Here is a 15,037-nt window from a genome sequence, read left to right as displayed (position 1 = left end):
GGTCCATCAGGGGGCCTCGGCTCAGGTCTTGAGGAAGTACAGCAGCGCCACCAGCACGCCCACCACCACCACGAGGGTGCGGAGAGTGGCTGGCTGAATCCGGCCGGCCAGCCGGCCGCCCAGCGCTCCGCCGAGGATGGCGCCGATGGCCATCACCGCCGCCAGGGCCCAGGCCACCTGGCCGGAGAAGAGGAAGAAGGCGGCGGCGGTGAGGTTGGTGGCGAACGCCACCGCCTGCTTGAGGCCGTTGAGGCGGGTGAGGGTGTCATCGAGACTGAGGGCCAGCACCGCCAGCACGATCACGCTCAGGCCGCCGCCGAAGAAGCCCCCGTAGATGGCCGCCAGGAACACCGGCGGCACGGCCCAGAGTTCCGAGGGGCGGCGGCCGTGGCGCTCGGAGCGGCGCTGCACCCAGCGGCGCACGGGTTCCTGCACCGCCAGCAGCCCCGAGGCGAACAGGATCAGGAACGGCACCAGCTGGGTGAACAGGCGCTCGCCGGTGTGCAGCAGCAGCAGGCCGCCCACCAGGCCGCCGGCGGCACCCGCCGGCAGCAGCAGCCAGAGGCGTCGCTGCTGGTCCTGCAGGTCCTGGCGCTGGGCCACGGTGGCGCCCAGGTAGCCGGGGGCCAGGGCCACGGTGTTGGTGATGTTGGCCATCACCGCCGGCAGGCCGATGGCCGTGAGGGCGGGAAAGCTGATCAACGACCCGCCGCCGGCCAGGGCGTTGATCCCGCCGGCGGCGATCGCCGCCAGGAACGCCACCAGCGCCTGGATCCCGAAGGGCAGATCGCTGCTCATGGGCGGACGGGGAAACTCAAGGGGGCCCAGGTGACAGGGGCCACCACACTCCCAGGACGGCCGGTCAGGGTTGGAGGATCCCATAGGACTCCCCATCCGCCGGCAGGGTCACCCCCAGCCGCTGGCGCCACTCCGCCACCGGCAGCTCCCAGCCCTCCTCCCAGCGCGCCGTGGCGAAGGGATGGGCGGTGAAGCCGATCGTGGTGCCATGGCTGATGGAGCGGCTGAGGCTCTCGTAGCCGTCGAGCCTGAAGCGGAACCCGGCGATCTGGGCGGCGTGGGTGAGGCTCACATAGGCGGGGAAGCCGATCTGCACGGCGGTGATGGCCAGCACGCCGTTCTCCCCCAACGGCGTCGTGCCGAAACCGCTGACCACATGGTGGATGTCGTGGGTGGTGGCGATCCGCTGGGTGAGCCAGCGGCCCTCCGTGTCGACGGGACGGGGGCGGAAGAATTCAGGGTCGTAGTTGAAGCGTCGGATCAGGGCGGCGTAGGTGCGCCCCAGGCTCCCCTCCGGCAGCGCCTCGAGCCGCTCCAGATCCGGCTGCAGGGGCGGGTAGCGTTCGTCCATCATCGCCGCCCCGCCCGGCAGGGCCCGGAAGCGGGCGATGCAGGCGGCCATCTGGGGGGTGTCCAGGAAGCTGTCGACCAGATCGGCGATCCGGGCGAGATCCCCCTGGCTGCGGCCCACGGCGATCAGGTGGCGCGCCTGGCCCAGGGCCTGCAGGGAGAGCTGGAAGCGATGCATCGGGGGGACGGCGCCTGGGGCGAACCTAGGCCCGTTGTTGCGCCTGGCCGGGGGTCACCAGCTGCGGGCCGTGGTCACCGGCAGCGGGTCCTGGTTCAGGGGCTGCTCCTGGAACGGCCAGACCCGGGGCAGCACCGGAGCCCCCAGGCCCCGCTCGGCCCGGATCCGGGCCCAGATGCGCGTGAACCAGAAGCGGGCCGCCTGGGTGGAGCGGCCCCGGTAGCGGGCCAACAGGCCCCGCTCCAGCCGGCCGCAGGCCATCGCCCCCTCCAGGCCGTGCCGCTCGGCGCGGCAGGCCTCCAGCAGGGACTCGCCCACCGGCGCCGGGGCGGCCCACACCAGGCTGGCGAACACTGGCTGGCCCCCCAGGCCGTGGGGGCTCTCCAGGCTGGCACCGCCCAGTTCCAGCCGGTCCACCAGTTCCCACTGCCCCTCCCGCCGGATCTCCAGCAGGGAGCGCCAGCGGCCGGATCCGAGCGTCTCGCCGTCGGCGCTGCGCCCCAGCCGCACCACCTCCGCCCCCAGCCAGCTCGCCCCTTCAGCCAGCTCCACCCGACAGGTCTGCTGGAACAGGCCGTCCCGGAAGACCACCAGCTCCTGGGGCAGCCACTCCAGGTCGGCCCCGGCGGCGAGGCGGAAGTCGAGGCTCTGGTGGGTCCAGCTGCCGGCGGGGACCCGCCGGGAGCGGCCCACGGTTCCGTAGACCTTCTGGGCCGCCACGCTGGTGATCAGGGCGCGGCTGCCGGCGCCGAGTTCGGCCTCGATGGCCAGCTCATCGCCGCCCACCAGGCCCCCGCCGGTGTGCAGCAAGGGCAGTTCGCAGCGGCCATCGGCGGCGGCGAAGGCCCGCTGGATCTTCAGCGGCGCCGTCGCCCCGCCCTGGTGCCGGGTGGCGCCGTCCACGCCGGTGCCGGTCTCGAAACGAAGCCGGGCCTGGGCTCGCCAGGGGGCAGGGGCGGTGAGCTGCATGGCGCCGATGCTGGGTCCCCAGGGGGCGGGATTCGGTAGCGCCCGACACACGGCCGCCGGCCGGCGGCTGGCCAGGGTGGACGATCCCTCACCCCCGGCCTGCTCCATGCCCGGCCCCACGGTTTCCGACGGCACGGTGTCCGACGCCACGGCTGATGTGACGGTTGCCGCCGCCGCCGGGCCCTTGGTGCTGGTGCGGCACCTGCGCCAGGGCGAGGCGCCAGGTCCGGAAACGGCGGCGGAGCCGGAGGCGAGGTTGCGGTTGCCGCTCCGGGCCGACGAGCGCACCAGCCTGCGGGGCCACCGCCGCAGCGCCTGTGGACGGGACCTGCTGCTGCAGCTGCCCCGCGGCGGGGCCCTGGAACCCGGCGACCGGCTGGCACCGGAGGCCGGTGGACCCCTGGTGGTGGTGGAGGCCGCCGATGAGCCGCTGATGGTGGTGCGTGCCGCCGACCCCCTGGCCCTGCTGCAGGCGGCCTATCACCTGGGCAACCGCCACGTGGCCATGGAACTGCACCGCGACGCGCTGCGCCTGGGGGTCGACAGCGTGCTCGAGGATCTGCTGCGGCACCGCGGTCTGAGCGTGGAGCGGACGATGGGGCCCTTTCAGCCCGAGCCCGGGGCCTACACCCCCTCCGGCCACGGCCACCACCACCCCCATGGCCATCAGGATCATGGTCACCAGGACCATGCCCACCCATGAGCCTCACCCGGCTGCGGCTGTTCCAACTCGTCAGTCCCGCCCTGCCGGTGGGGGCCTTCAGCTACTCCGAGGGCCTGGAGGTGCTCGTGCAGGCCGGCGAGCTGGGCGACGCCGAGGCGGTGGCCCACTGGCTGGAGGCGGAGCTGGCCCGGGGGGCGCTGGCGATCGAGGCCGCCAGCCTGGGCCGACTGATGCAGGGGCTCACCCGCTGGCGTGGGTCCCCGGACGGGCCGGCCCGTGGGGAAGTGCTGGACCTGGACGGCTGGCTGCTGGCCCAGCGGGAGGCGGCCGAGGTGCGGGCCCAGCAGCGCCAGATGGGCCGCTCCCTGCTGCAGCTGCTGGCCGACCTGGACCTGCCCCTGCCCGGGGAGCAGCCAGCTCGGCTGGCCTGGCCGGCGGCCTGGGCCTGGGCCGGGGTGGCCCTGGAGATCGGGCCCGAAGAGGTGGTCGAGGCCTACCTCTACGGCTGGATCGCCACCCAGCTCAGCGCCGCCGTGCGGCTGGTGCCCCTGGGCCCCACCGAAGCCCAGCGGCTGCAGCTGGCCCTGGCGCCCGCCGTCGCTGCCCGGGCGGCGGAGCTGGTGGCGGCCGATCCCGAAGCCCTCTGGAACGGGGGGGTGGGGGCGGGCCTGGCCCAGCTGAGTCATGGTGAGCTGTATTCCCGGTTGTTCCGCAGCTGATGGCCACGACGGCAGGGGCCAGCCGGCGCCAGGCGCTGGGCCTGCTGGGCGGGGCCGCCGCCGCCGGAACCCTCCTGGCCGCCGGCTGCAACGCCCGCCGCCGGCCGCCGGGTCCGCCGCGACTGGGGATCGTCCAATACGTGCGGGGGGCCGGCCCCGATGCCGCCCGCCGCGGCTTCGTGCGGGGCCTGGCCAAGGGCGGCTTCCGGGCACCGGCCGGCGTGACCCTGCTGGAGCGCTTCGCCGCGGGCAGCATGGCCACCTGCCGCGCCCAGGTGGAGGAGCTGCTGGAGGCCGGGGTCGACATGCTCGTGGCCATCGGTACCCCGCCCCTGGCGGCGATCCTGGCGATCGCGCCGGCTCGGGTGCCCGTGGTGTTCTGCTACTGCTCCAACCCGTGGGGGGCCGGGGCCGGCACCAGCTACACCCGCCACCGGCCCAATGTGGTAGGCACGGTCAGCACCAATCCCCTGGCCGAGCAGCTCGATCTCGCCAGCCGGATCAGGCCCGGCCTGGCCAGTGTCGGGCTCGTCTACAACCCCTCCGAGGCCAACGCCAGCTTCGAAGCCGAGCTGCTGCGCCGGGAAGCGGCGCCGCGCTCCCTGGCGGTGATGGTCGAGCCGGTGGCGGGGCCGGCGGAGGTGACCCGGGCGGCCGACGCCCTGGCCGGCCACCGGGTGGGGGCCCTGGTGCGGGTGGGCGACTACGCCACCAGCGTGGGCTTCCCCGCCCTGGCGGCAGCCGGCCTGCGCCATCGCCTGCCGGTCTATTCCGTCGACCCGTCCGACATCACCACGCCGGGGTGCCTGGCGGTGGTGGGCTGGGATCCGGAGGCCGACGGGGCCCAGGCCGGAGCCCTGGCGGTGCAGGTGCTGCGCGGCCGCTCCCCCGCCACGATGGCCTTCGTGCCGGTGACCCGGAAGCTGCTGCTGCTGAATCGCCGCACGGCCCGGGCCATCGGAGTGACATTGCCGCCGCCGCTGCTGCGCCAGGCCGACCGGGTGGAGGGGTGACGCCGCCGGCAGCCGTCGCGGCGCTCAGCGGTCCCGCTCGCGTCGGGGCTCCCCGGTCCGCTCGATCAGTTCGATCACCCAGCTCTCGTTGAGCGTCTTCACCAGGCGGTTGGTGGCGGTGGCCATGGTGGAGAGCTCGCGCAGGGTCTGGAGCAGCAGCGGCCGCGTCTGGGATTCGGTGCTCTCCAGCCGCCGGATCAGGGCGGACAGATCCGCGGCGGTGCCGTCAGCCCGGTCCTCCAGCCGCTCGGCCAGGGCGCGGGTAGCCCCCAGGGTGCGATTCAGTTCGCTGCTGCTGCGGCGGGTGTCCGCCTCCAGGCGCGTCGCCAGGCGACGGCTGGCGACCAGGGTGCGATCGAGCTCGTCGAGGCTGCGGGGCAGGCGGGTCTCCGCCAGGGTCAGGCCGCTGCTGACGGCCCGCTGCAGGGGGATGCGGCTGCTGGCCACCTCGGCGATCAGGTCGTCGATGTCGGGCCGGCTGGTGAAGACGAGCGTCTCGCCGTCGCCGATCGGGGGCTGGCCGATCGCCGCCGGGTCGGGGGTGATGGCGATGTAGTTGTCGCCCAGGAGCCCCAGCTGGGCCAGTTCGGCCCGGCTGCGGCGACCCACCATGGAGCGGTAGGGGTCCCGCAGCTCCAGTTCCACCAGCACCTGGGCATCGGGCTGCAGCACGATCCGGCGCACCTGGCCGACGGCGAACCCCGAGATGCGCACCGCCATGCCCGTCTGCAGGCCGGCGGCGTCGAGGGTGCGGAACTGCAGGCGGACGCTGGGCGCCAGCCAGTTGCCGGAGCGGGCGATCCCGAGCACGAACACCCCCAGCAGGGCCACCGCTCCGGCCAGGAAGACCAGGCTCTGGGGGCCGGGGCGCCGCGGCCTGGCGGAGGTGGACACGGTCAGGTTCCTCCCATGCGCAGGGGATCGACGACGATCGTCCAGAGCACATCGAGGCAGACCATCACCCCGATGCCCAGCCGCAGCGACCGGGCCATGCCCGAGGCCATCCCCACCTCGCCGGAGGCGCTGCGCCGGGCCTGCTGCAGGCAGATGGCGGCGCAGATCCCGCCATAGGCGGCCGCCCTGGCCAGGGCGGCCGCGAAGCGGGCCGGCTCCAGCTGGCCGATCAGGAAGCCCACCTCCGCCACCCCATCCCCCTGGTTGAGCATGAGGCTGGCGGTGATGATCACGGCCGCCATGAAATAGAGCAGCAGCACGACGCTCAGCAGGCCGCTGGCCAGCAGGTCGGGCCCCCAGGAGGCGGGGGGGCGACGGCCGCCCAGGAGCAGCGGGCCATCCCGCAGCAGCAGCAACAGGCTGACCAGCAGGGGAGCCAGAAACAGCAGGGCCCGCACCGCCAGCAGTTCGATCGTCACCCTGGAGAGCTGCTGCAGGGGACTGCGCAGCAGCTCGATGAACCCCAGGCAGACCACCACCCCCGTGCCCATGACGGAGGCGACGAGTCGGGCATCCAGACGCTCGAAGCGACGGATCAGCGTCGGCATCGGTCCGTCACTCACCGCAGCCCTCGGCGCTGGCGTCAGGATGGCACCCATCCTGGACCGGGGCGATGGGCAGCAAACTGAGGGTCGGCGTGGCCGGTCCGGTGGGATCAGGCAAGACGGCCCTGGTCGACGCGCTCTGCCGGCGGCTGCGGCAGCGGCTGCAGCTGGCGGTGGTCACCAACGACATCTACACCCAGGAGGACGCCCAGTTCCTCACCCGTGCCGGCTCCCTGGCCCCCGAGCGGATCCGGGGCGTGGAGACCGGCGGCTGCCCCCACACCGCCATCCGGGAGGACTGCTCGATCAACCGGGCGGCCGTCCAGGAACTGGAGGAGGCCTTCCCGGACCTCGACCTGGTGCTGGTGGAGAGCGGCGGCGACAACCTGGCGGCCAGCTTCAGCCCGGAGCTGGTGGATCTGTGCATCTACGTGATCGACGTGGCCGCCGGGGACAAGATCCCCCGCAAGGGGGGGCCCGGCATCACCCGCTCCGACCTGCTGGTCATCAACAAGATCGACCTGGCCCCCATGGTCGGGGCCAGCCTGGCCGTGATGGAGAGCGACACCGAACGCATGCGCGGCGGTCGCCCCTGGTGCTTCACAAATCTGCGCAGCGGCGAAGGCCTCGATCGGGTCGAAAGCTTCCTGCTGCGGCAGCTGCCTGAACCGGCAGCCGCCTGAGTCGAGCACGCGATCAAGGATTCTGGTATTCGCCTTTCAGGCGTTGATCAGAAAAACCGTAGGTAATGCAACATATCGACAGGTCTGCGACGTTCAAATCCTCACTCCGGCGGGCCCTGGGCGGCTTTCTGTCTCATTGGATACCGGGGGTAACCACGTCCTTCCGTACCTTTCCCTTTGCCGTCGGTTACGGCGACTACAATTCATCTTGAACAGGCATCAATGTCTCTGCATCTTTCAAGGCGACTGGCAGCTGCAATCGCCGCAACTGCCGTGAGCGTAACCCTCGTCTCCTGCGGGGGCGAGTCCGGGTCCGGCGGCAATTTTGACGGTGAAGTGAAGGTCGGCATCCTTCACTCTCTCAGCGGCACCATGGCCATCTCCGAAACGACTTTGAAAGAAGTCGAAGAGATGGCGATCAAGGAAATCAATGACGCCGGCGGCGTCAAAGTCGGCGGCAAGTCCTACAAGATCGTTGCCGTTTCCGAAGATGGCGCCTCCGACTGGCCCACCTTCGCCGAGAAAGCCCAGAAACTGATCGACTCCGACAAGGTCGCCGTCGTCTTCGGTGGTTGGACCTCCGCCAGCCGCAAAGCGATGCTGCCGGTCTTCGAGTCGAAGAACCACATCCTCTTCTACCCGATTCAGTACGAGGGTCAAGAGTGCTCGAAGAACATCTTCTACACCGGCGCTGTTCCGAACCAGCAGGCTGAGCCCGCGGTTCAGTGGCTGATGGATAAGTTCGGAGACAAGCTCGGCAAGAAGGTCTACCTGGTGGGCTCCGACTACGTGTATCCGCGTACGGCCAACACCATCATCAAGGAGCAGATGAAGGCCCTTGGCGGTGAGACCGTCGGCGAGGATTACATCCCCCTCGGCAACACCGAGGTGGCTCCGATCATCGCCAAGATCAAGAAAGCCTTCCCGGATGGCGGGATCATCATCAACACCTTGAACGGTGACTCCAACGTCGCCCTCTTCAAGCAGTTCAAGGCTTCGGGCATCGATCCGGCCAAGTACCCGATCATGTCGTTCTCCATCGCCGAGGAGGAGATCCGCCAGATCGGCCCCGAGTATACCACCGGCACCTACGCCGCGTGGAACTTCTTCATGAGCCTGGACACCCCGGCCTCCAAGAAGTTCACCTCCGACTTCCAGGCCATGTACGGGGCCGACCGCGTCACGGGTGACCCGGCCGAATCCGCCTACAACATGGTGTACCTCTGGAAGAACGCCGTCGAGAAGGCGGGCACCTTCGAGGATCTCGACAAGGTTCGTCAGAACATGATCGGGATCACCTTCGCCGCTCCCCAGGGCGAAATCAAGATGTTCCCCAACCACCACACCTCCGAGCGGGTGCTCATCGGCGAAGCGGAGCCCACCGGCCAGTTCAAGATCCTGTACGACAGCGTCAAGGCCATCCCCCCGATTCCCTGGAACCAGTTCGTTCCCGAGACCAAGGGCTTCACCTGCGACTGGACCCAGGATCGGCCTGACGCCGGCAAGTTCAAGATGTGATCACGGAGCCATCCGTGAGGGAATGAAAGTCGGGTGGTTCCTGCGGGAACCGCCCCCTTTCCGGTCCGCCACACCACCACGTTCGACCCGATCCAGCGTCGCCTCAGCAGCGCTGGATCTAACGTTCAACCTTCATTCCGTTGGAACTTTTCTTTTCTCAGATCCTCGATGGCCTCAGCATCGGGTCCGTGCTGCTGCTGGCAGCGACAGGCCTGGCCATCGTCTTCGGATTGATGGGTGTCATCAACCTCGCCCATGGCGAATTCATGATGCTCGGGGCTTATGTCACCTACGTGGTGCAATCGGCTTTCAAGCCCATGGGTGGTGTGATCTTCGAACTGTATTTCCCGGTCTCGCTGGTGTTGTCCTTCATTGTGACGGCACTGATTGGAGTTCTGCTGGAAAGAACGTTGATCCGGCAGCTCTATGGCCGACCGCTTGAAACTCTCCTGGCCACGTGGGGGGTCAGCCTGATTCTGATTCAGCTGATTCGGAGCGTGTCGACGGCCATGATGCTGGGCATCCTCGTGGGTGTCGGCGTTGGCTTCATTATCTCGAAATTGCTCGCAGCGAAGTTCTCCGCCAAGCCTTTCTTCACCTATCTCAACGGATTGGGCTGGGCGATCGCCATCGGCATCGGCCTGATCGCCGTCAACCTCTTTGACCAGGTCCGTCCGCTCTCCAAGGCCTGGTTCGGTCCGCGCAACATCGATGTCACCGCCCCGAAATGGCTGCAGGGAAGCTGGGGGATGATCGGCACGATCGAACTGCCCGGCCTGCGCATTTTCATCATTCTGCTGTCCGCCCTGTTGCTGCTGGCCACCTACTGGTTCCTCAACAAGAGCGTCTGGGGCCTGCGCATCCGTTCGGTCACCCAGAACCGTCAGATGAGCAACTGCCTGGGCATCCCCACCGACCGCGTCGACAGCATCACCTTCGGCATCGGCTCCGGCCTGGCGGGGGTGGCCGGGTGCGCCATCACCCTGCTCGGTTCGGTGGGTCCGAACCTCGGCGCGGCCTACATCGTCTCCTGCTTCATGGTGATCGTCCTCGGAGGCGTCGGCAACCTGCTGGGCACCGTGCTGGCCTCCCTGTTGCTGGGCATCATCCAGTCGGTGATCGGCTCTGGCACCCTGCTGACGATCTTCCCTGACATGCCACTGGCGGCGAAAGGGGTGATCGAATTCTTCGCCACCACCAGCATGTCCCTGGTGCTGGTGTTCATCTTCATCATCGTCTTCCTGCAGTTCCGCCCCAACGGCATGTTCCCCCAGAAGGGTCGCTCGGTCGATGCCTGACCCGGTCCGTCCCAACCTCTGCAGATTCCCGTTCCATCTCCCCACCAGGAGGCCCTACCTGTGAAAATCTTCCAACGACTCGTCCCCTGGATTCTGCTGGCGATCGCCCTGTTCATCCTGCCGGCAGCGCTGGATGATTTCCGCCTCAACCTCTTCGGCCGCTATTTCTCCCTGGCGATCACGGCCCTGGCCATCGACCTGATCTGGGGATACACCGGTCTGTTGAGTCTGGGGCAGGGCATCTTCTTTGCCCTCGGGGGCTACGCGGTGGCCATGTACCTGATGCTCAACACCAAGAGCCTGGCGGGTGGCAACGGGATTCCCAAGTTCTTCGAGAACTACGGCGTCGACCAGCTGCCATTCTTCTGGCAGCCCTTCTGGTCACCGGTGTTCACCCTGATTGCCCTCTGGGTGATTCCGGCGGTGGTGGCGGGCCTGGTGGGATGGCTGATCTTCCGAAACCGCATCAAGGGGGTGTACTTCTCGATCATCACCCAGGCGGCTCTGATGGTCTTCTTCCACTTCTTCAACGGCCAGCAGAAACTCTTTGACGGCACCAACGGTCTCAAGACCAGCACCAGCGAACTCTTCGGCCAGCTGGTGGGCTCCCCGGACATGCAGGTCTGGTTCTACCGCCTCACGGTGGTGCTGCTGCCCCTGGCCTTTCTGGTCTGCCGCTACTTCACCAGCGGTCGCTTCGGTGATGCCCTGATCGCCATCCGTGACGACGAGAGCCGCCTGCGCTTCGCCGGTTTCAACCCCGTCCCCTTCAAGACCATCGTCTTCCTGGTGGCCGGAGCCCTCTGCGGCATCTCCGGAGCCCTCTACACCGTCCAGTCCGGCATCGTCTCGCCCCAGTACATGTCGATCTCCTTCTCGATCGAGATGGTGATCTGGGTCGCCGTGGGCGGCAGGGGCACCCTGGTGGGTCCGATCATCGGTGCCACCCTGGTGAACTACCTGCGCAGCCTGGTGAGTGAGGCCCTGCCCGAGGCCTGGCTGTTCGTGCAGGGGGCCCTGTTCATCTTCGTGGTGGTCCTGATGCCCGATGGCATCTACGGCTGGATCACCAAGGGTGGCTTCCGCACCTTCCTGGCCGCCTTCGGCATCGCCCAGAAGGCCAAGACCTACCCCCAGATCGACAAGGAGGCCGTTCCTGTGGATTAGTCCCCCAGGAAGACGCTTCCTGGCTCATCTGCTGTGACCGCTCCTTTGATTCCGCACCCTTCCGAAGTCCATGTCAGAACCTCTACTCGAGCTCAATGACGTCAGCGTGAGTTTCGATGGCTTCTATGCCCTCACCGACCTCAGCCTGAAGCTCTACAAGGGTGAGTTGAAGTCCATCATCGGCCCCAACGGTGCCGGCAAGACCACCTTCCTGGATGTCATCACAGGCAAGGTGCGGCCCACGAAAGGAACGGTGAGCTTCAAGGGCAAGTCGCTGCTTGGCGTCTCCGAGCAGCAGATCTCGCGCAGCGGCATCGGCCGCAAATTCCAGACGCCGCGGGTGTTCGAGAACCTCACCGTGCTCCGCAACCTGGAGCTCTCCGCCTCACCGGTCAAGAACGCCTTCAGTCTGCTGGGGTCCGGTCTGCCCCAGTCCTCCAAGGACGAGGTGCACCGGATCATGAACTACGTGGGCCTGACCCCCTTCGCCACCGTCAAGGCCGGCTCCCTGTCCCACGGCCAGAAGCAATGGCTCGCCATTGCCTCCCTGGTGGCCCAGGCCCCGGAGGTTCTCCTGCTGGACGAACCCGTGGCCGGCCTCACCGATGAGGAAACCCTGCGCACGGCCGAGCTGATCAAGTCCCTCGCCGGCGACCACACCGTGGTGGTGATCGAGCACGACATGGAGTTCATCCGCGACCTGGGCTTCGACGTCACCGTGCTCCACCAGGGACAGGTGCTGACCGAAGGACCGCTGGAGAAGGTCAAAGCCGATCCGCGGGTGATCGAGGTCTACCTGGGGCCGCCCGAACACTGATCGTTTCCCGACCATCACCCACCGCGAGCCCATGTCCACCACCAGCGCCCAGCCCCTGCTCCAGGTCTCCGACCTCAATGTGTATTACGGGGAGAGCCACATTCTCCGCAACGTGGATCTGACCATCCACGAAGGCAAGATGGTCTGCCTGATCGGCCGCAATGGCGTCGGCAAGACCACCTTCCTCAAGACCGTCATCGGACTGCTGCAGCAGCGATCCGGGACGATCACCTACCAGGACGGCCAGCTCACCAACCAGCCCCCCTACAAACGGGCCCGGTCCGGCATCGGCTATGTGTCCCAGGGCCGGGACATCATTCCCCAGGTGACCGTCAAGGAGAACCTGCTGCTGGGCATGGAGGCCCTTCCCGGCGGCCTGGAAAAGAACCGCCACATCGATCCGCTGATCTTCGATCTTTTCCCGATCCTCGAGAAGTTTCTCAAGCGCAAGGGCGGTGATCTCAGCGGCGGCCAGCAGCAGCAGCTCGCCATCGCCCGTGCCCTGCTGGGCAAGCCCAAGCTGCTGCTCCTCGATGAACCCACCGAGGGAATCCAGCCCTCCATCATCCTCGACATCGAAAATGCGGTGCAACGGATCATGAAGGAGACCGGCATCAGCGTGCTGCTGGTGGAGCAGCACCTGCACTTCGTGCGCCAGTCCGACTTCTACTACGCCATGCAGCGCGGTGGCATCGTCTCCAGCGGCCAGACCGACCAGCTCTCCGACGACGTGATCAAGGAGTTCCTCACGGTCTGAGGATTCCGGCGCAACAGCAAGTTCCGGGCCGAGGCCACCAGTGGTGGCGCGACCCGGGACTTTTGCTTTGGTGGGGCGCTCAGCAGCCGCGGTTGAGCATCCAGGGACGGGTGCCACTCTCCTTGAGCCGGGGCTTGCCGGTGGCTTCCCTGGTTTCCTTGCGAACCAGACGCGGTTCGGACTGCTCCTGCTTCAGTCGGAAAGGGCCGCTCAGGGACATGACCGGTGTGAACACACGGAGGCCTTCGGCGCTGCAGCTCGGGCAGTTGGTTTCCTTGTGGCGCTCATCGATGCTGCGCCAGACCTCATAGTTGTCGCAGCCGTTGCTGCAGCTGTATTCGTAGACAGGCATCGCAAGACGAGGGGAACGACAGGGAGGAAAGAGAGGGCCGCCAGGAACACAGGCAGGCCCGAACAGTGGCAGACAAGAACAGTGGCAGACAAGAAAAAGGGGCCTGGTATCCAGGCCCCTCCCGCCAGCCTGCTGATCAGCAGGGGAGGATGTCCTTGTCGAAGATCCCCGTGGGGATGGCCAGGGTGCAGCAGGCGTTGGGGATGTCGACGATGCCGCTGATCCTGCCTTCCACCGGCGCACAGCTCAGCAGCAGGTAGGCCTGCTCACCGGTGTAGCCGAACTTCTTGAGGTACTCGATGGCGTTGAGGCAGGCACGCCGGTAGGCGATGTGGACGTCCATGTAGTACTGCTTGCCCTCGAACTCATCCACGGAGATGCCTTCGAACACCAGGTAGTCGGTGTAGTGGGGCTCCACCGGGCTGGTCTTGAACATGGGGTTGACCATGCCGTACTTCGCCATGCCGCCCTTGATGATCTCGACGTGGAGGTCTAGATAGCCGGACATCTCAATGGCGCCGCAGAAGGAGATTTCCCCATCCCCCTGGGAGAAGTGGATGTCGCCCATCGAGAGCTTGGCCCCTTCGACATAGACCGGGAAATAGATCCGGGTGCCCTTGGTGAGGTTCTTGATGTCGCAGTTGCCGCCGTGCTCGCGGGGCGGCACCGTGCGTGCGGCCTCGTTGGCCACCCGCTCGAACTCGCTGCCGGGGAGGGTGCCGAGGATGGCGCTGTTGGGGTTGGGCAGGGCCGCCAGCACGGGCTCGCTGCCGGAGAGGCCGGCGCCGTAGGTGCGGCGGTCGGGGGCGGTCTTCACCAGCTCCGTTTCACGACGGTTCCACTCGTTGAGCAGCTCGTGGGAGGGGGCGCAGCCGATCAGGCCCGGGTGGGTGATGCCGGCGAAACGGACACCGGGAATGTGGCGGGAGGAGGTGTAGATGCCTTCGAGATCCCAGATGGCCTTGGCGGCCTTGGGGTAGTGATCGGTGAGGAATCCGCCACCGTTCTCCTTGGCGAAGATGCCCGTGAAGCCCCACTCATCCCCCTGCAGGGCACCGACATCGAGAATGTCGACCACCAGGATGTCGCCGGGCTGGGCACCGTTGACCCAGATCGGGCCGCTGAGGACGTGAACGACCTCGAGATTCACATCCTCGATGTCCTTGGGGTCGTCATTGTTCTTGATCTGACCATCGGTCCAGTCCTTGCATTCGATCCGGAACACGTCGCCAGGGTTCACCGAGGCCACGGCAGGGATTTCCGGGTGCCAGCGGTTGTGCCCGGGCATGTCCTGTTGATCCATCGGCTTGGTGAGATCAACGGAGAAGAGTGTTTTGGGCATCGAAGAACCGAGGCGCAATTTCCCATCCATCCAAAAGGATGACCTGCGGCCCGAAAGTGTCGATTGCTACAGGACATTGGGGCCCTGTGTCCGCTCCAGGGAACGGGATCAAGAATCATTCTCACATCCAGGAGACCTTTCTCCCTCCCCTCGACCACCGGGGGATCAGGTGTCGTCGAAATCCCCTTTGCGGCAGAGATTATCCTTCAATCGGGCTACCCAGACACTGGGATCCAGCTTGCCGACCTGCTCCGTGCGGCCATCAAAGTGGAACAGAAACTGCCAGCGATCCTTGACCGGAAATGTTCTCTTGGCGTTGAGATCACTGATCGGATCCCCATAGATATTGTCATACGATTGCCAGCCCGGCTCTCCCTTGACGCTGCAGATCGCCGTGGTTTCGTACAGCTGGCCCTTGGCATCGCCGCCACCTGAGGTGACCTTCACCACACCCTTGTGCAGCCCGTTGGCAACGCCCGGCTGGAACGCCCGCACCAGCTCCACCCGGCTCCCGTCCACCTGCACCAGCAGGTCGCCCGGCTTGGCGTCCTGAACGGCCACCTCCTTCGGGGTGGCGCCGCAACCGGCCAGGGCGAGTCCCGTGCCCGCGAGCAAGCCGGCCAGCAGTCCTGCCAGGTGCTTCCGGGACCCCAGGCCCCCCACAGCGTCGAACAACGTGATGGATCGATTCTG

General features: G+C 67.3%; 17 protein-coding genes. 9 read left to right on the top strand and 8 right to left on the bottom strand.

What is annotated here, in order from left to right; genetic code table 11:
- Positions 1 to 21: 21 nt before the first annotated feature.
- From KBZ08_RS06310 to KBZ08_RS06300, 3 genes are all read right to left on the bottom strand, one after another.
- Entirely contained in the window at positions 22 to 798 is a 777-nt protein-coding gene (locus tag KBZ08_RS06310) for a sulfite exporter TauE/SafE family protein (RefSeq protein WP_254972087.1), read from the bottom strand.
- A 64-nt stretch (positions 799 to 862) separates the two neighbouring features.
- Entirely contained in the window at positions 863 to 1,546 is a 684-nt protein-coding gene (locus tag KBZ08_RS06305; protein ID WP_254972086.1) for a Coq4 family protein, read from the bottom strand.
- Positions 1,547 to 1,600: 54 nt separating this feature from the next.
- On the bottom strand, positions 1,601 to 2,515 hold the full coding sequence (locus KBZ08_RS06300; protein WP_254972355.1) for an urease accessory protein UreD: 915 nt from the start codon (positions 2,513 to 2,515) through the stop codon (positions 1,601 to 1,603).
- Between the two features lie 106 nt (positions 2,516 to 2,621).
- On the opposite strand from KBZ08_RS06300, the gene ureE reads away from it, so the two are divergent.
- Genes ureE through KBZ08_RS06285 form a run of 3 tightly spaced genes read left to right on the top strand, consistent with a single transcriptional unit; the run spans position 2,622 to position 4,911 of the window.
- A complete protein-coding gene (gene ureE / locus KBZ08_RS06295; RefSeq protein WP_254972085.1) occupies positions 2,622 to 3,218 on the top strand; it encodes an urease accessory protein UreE in 597 nt (198 codons plus the stop codon).
- A complete protein-coding gene (locus KBZ08_RS06290; RefSeq protein WP_254972084.1) occupies positions 3,215 to 3,898 on the top strand; it encodes an urease accessory protein UreF in 684 nt (227 codons plus the stop codon). The genes ureE and KBZ08_RS06290 overlap by 4 nt, the downstream gene beginning before the upstream one ends.
- Positions 3,898 to 4,911 (top strand): ABC transporter substrate-binding protein, encoded by a 1,014-nt coding sequence (locus KBZ08_RS06285; RefSeq protein ID WP_254972083.1) that lies wholly within the window; start codon positions 3,898 to 3,900, stop codon positions 4,909 to 4,911. The genes KBZ08_RS06290 and KBZ08_RS06285 overlap by 1 nt, the downstream gene beginning before the upstream one ends.
- Positions 4,912 to 4,935: 24 nt before the next feature.
- Here KBZ08_RS06285 and KBZ08_RS06280 read toward each other — a convergent pair whose 3' ends face one another.
- A complete protein-coding gene (locus tag KBZ08_RS06280) occupies positions 4,936 to 5,805 on the bottom strand; it encodes an MlaD family protein (protein ID WP_106219594.1) in 870 nt (289 codons plus the stop codon).
- Positions 5,806 to 5,807: 2 nt separating this feature from the next.
- Positions 5,808 to 6,413, bottom strand: coding sequence for a hypothetical protein (locus KBZ08_RS06275; RefSeq protein ID WP_254972082.1), 606 nt, complete (start codon positions 6,411 to 6,413; stop codon positions 5,808 to 5,810).
- Between the two features lie 65 nt (positions 6,414 to 6,478).
- Between KBZ08_RS06275 and ureG the strand changes: the two genes are divergently transcribed.
- From ureG to urtE, 6 genes are all read left to right on the top strand, one after another.
- Positions 6,479 to 7,093 (top strand): urease accessory protein UreG, encoded by a 615-nt coding sequence (gene ureG, locus KBZ08_RS06270; RefSeq protein WP_106219596.1) that lies wholly within the window; start codon positions 6,479 to 6,481, stop codon positions 7,091 to 7,093.
- 222 nt (positions 7,094 to 7,315) lie between these two features.
- Positions 7,316 to 8,611, top strand: coding sequence for an urea ABC transporter substrate-binding protein (urtA, locus tag KBZ08_RS06265; RefSeq protein WP_106219597.1), 1,296 nt, complete (start codon positions 7,316 to 7,318; stop codon positions 8,609 to 8,611).
- A 140-nt stretch (positions 8,612 to 8,751) separates the two neighbouring features.
- Positions 8,752 to 9,909, top strand: coding sequence for an urea ABC transporter permease subunit UrtB (locus tag KBZ08_RS06260; RefSeq protein ID WP_106219598.1), 1,158 nt, complete (start codon positions 8,752 to 8,754; stop codon positions 9,907 to 9,909).
- Between the two features lie 60 nt (positions 9,910 to 9,969).
- Positions 9,970 to 11,076 (top strand): urea ABC transporter permease subunit UrtC, encoded by a 1,107-nt coding sequence (gene urtC / locus KBZ08_RS06255; protein WP_106219599.1) that lies wholly within the window; start codon positions 9,970 to 9,972, stop codon positions 11,074 to 11,076.
- A gap of 70 nt (positions 11,077 to 11,146) precedes the next feature.
- Positions 11,147 to 11,893 carry an urea ABC transporter ATP-binding protein UrtD gene (gene urtD, locus KBZ08_RS06250; protein ID WP_106219600.1) on the top strand — a complete coding sequence of 249 codons (747 nt, stop codon included), beginning with the start codon at positions 11,147 to 11,149 and terminating at the stop codon, positions 11,891 to 11,893.
- A 31-nt stretch (positions 11,894 to 11,924) separates the two neighbouring features.
- Positions 11,925 to 12,650 carry an urea ABC transporter ATP-binding subunit UrtE gene (urtE, locus tag KBZ08_RS06245; protein WP_106219601.1) on the top strand — a complete coding sequence of 242 codons (726 nt, stop codon included), beginning with the start codon at positions 11,925 to 11,927 and terminating at the stop codon, positions 12,648 to 12,650.
- A 79-nt stretch (positions 12,651 to 12,729) separates the two neighbouring features.
- On the opposite strand, the gene KBZ08_RS06240 is transcribed toward urtE, so the two are convergent.
- The 3 genes from KBZ08_RS06240 to KBZ08_RS06230 form a co-directional block, all read right to left on the bottom strand.
- On the bottom strand, positions 12,730 to 13,002 hold the full coding sequence (locus tag KBZ08_RS06240; RefSeq protein WP_106219602.1) for an FmdB family zinc ribbon protein: 273 nt from the start codon (positions 13,000 to 13,002) through the stop codon (positions 12,730 to 12,732).
- A gap of 136 nt (positions 13,003 to 13,138) precedes the next feature.
- Positions 13,139 to 14,344 carry a formamidase gene (fmdA, locus tag KBZ08_RS06235; protein ID WP_015110077.1) on the bottom strand — a complete coding sequence of 402 codons (1,206 nt, stop codon included), beginning with the start codon at positions 14,342 to 14,344 and terminating at the stop codon, positions 13,139 to 13,141.
- 165 nt (positions 14,345 to 14,509) lie between these two features.
- Complete coding sequence (locus tag KBZ08_RS06230) at positions 14,510 to 15,019, bottom strand: hypothetical protein (protein WP_254972081.1); 510 nt, start codon at positions 15,017 to 15,019, stop codon at positions 14,510 to 14,512.
- Positions 15,020 to 15,037 lie beyond the last annotated feature (18 nt).

The sequence above is a fragment of the Cyanobium sp. Candia 9D4 genome (genome assembly GCF_024346155.1).
In the GTDB taxonomy this organism is placed as follows: Bacteria; Cyanobacteriota; Cyanobacteriia; order PCC-6307; family Cyanobiaceae; genus Cyanobium; species Cyanobium minutissimum.
The sequence above is the reverse complement of the archived record's forward strand: the minus strand, read 5'-3'. Positions and strand labels throughout refer to the sequence as shown.

Coding starts and splice junctions, on each gene's coding strand:
- KBZ08_RS06310 (WP_254972087.1), bottom strand. CDS start 798: ATGAGCAGCGATCTGCCCTTCGGGATCCAGGCGCTGGTGGCGTTCCTG.
- KBZ08_RS06305 (WP_254972086.1), bottom strand. CDS start 1,546: ATGCATCGCTTCCAGCTCTCCCTGCAGGCCCTGGGCCAGGCGCGCCAC.
- KBZ08_RS06300 (WP_254972355.1), bottom strand. CDS start 2,515: ATGCAGCTCACCGCCCCTGCCCCCTGGCGAGCCCAGGCCCGGCTTCGT.
- ureE (WP_254972085.1), top strand. CDS start 2,622: ATGCCCGGCCCCACGGTTTCCGACGGCACGGTGTCCGACGCCACGGCT.
- KBZ08_RS06290 (WP_254972084.1), top strand. CDS start 3,215: ATGAGCCTCACCCGGCTGCGGCTGTTCCAACTCGTCAGTCCCGCCCTG.
- KBZ08_RS06285 (WP_254972083.1), top strand. CDS start 3,898: ATGGCCACGACGGCAGGGGCCAGCCGGCGCCAGGCGCTGGGCCTGCTG.
- KBZ08_RS06275 (WP_254972082.1), bottom strand. CDS start 6,413: ATGCCGACGCTGATCCGTCGCTTCGAGCGTCTGGATGCCCGACTCGTC.
- ureG (WP_106219596.1), top strand. CDS start 6,479: ATGGGCAGCAAACTGAGGGTCGGCGTGGCCGGTCCGGTGGGATCAGGC.
- urtA (WP_106219597.1), top strand. CDS start 7,316: ATGTCTCTGCATCTTTCAAGGCGACTGGCAGCTGCAATCGCCGCAACT.
- urtD (WP_106219600.1), top strand. CDS start 11,147: ATGTCAGAACCTCTACTCGAGCTCAATGACGTCAGCGTGAGTTTCGAT.
- urtE (WP_106219601.1), top strand. CDS start 11,925: ATGTCCACCACCAGCGCCCAGCCCCTGCTCCAGGTCTCCGACCTCAAT.
- KBZ08_RS06240 (WP_106219602.1), bottom strand. CDS start 13,002: ATGCCTGTCTACGAATACAGCTGCAGCAACGGCTGCGACAACTATGAG.
- fmdA (WP_015110077.1), bottom strand. CDS start 14,344: ATGCCCAAAACACTCTTCTCCGTTGATCTCACCAAGCCGATGGATCAA.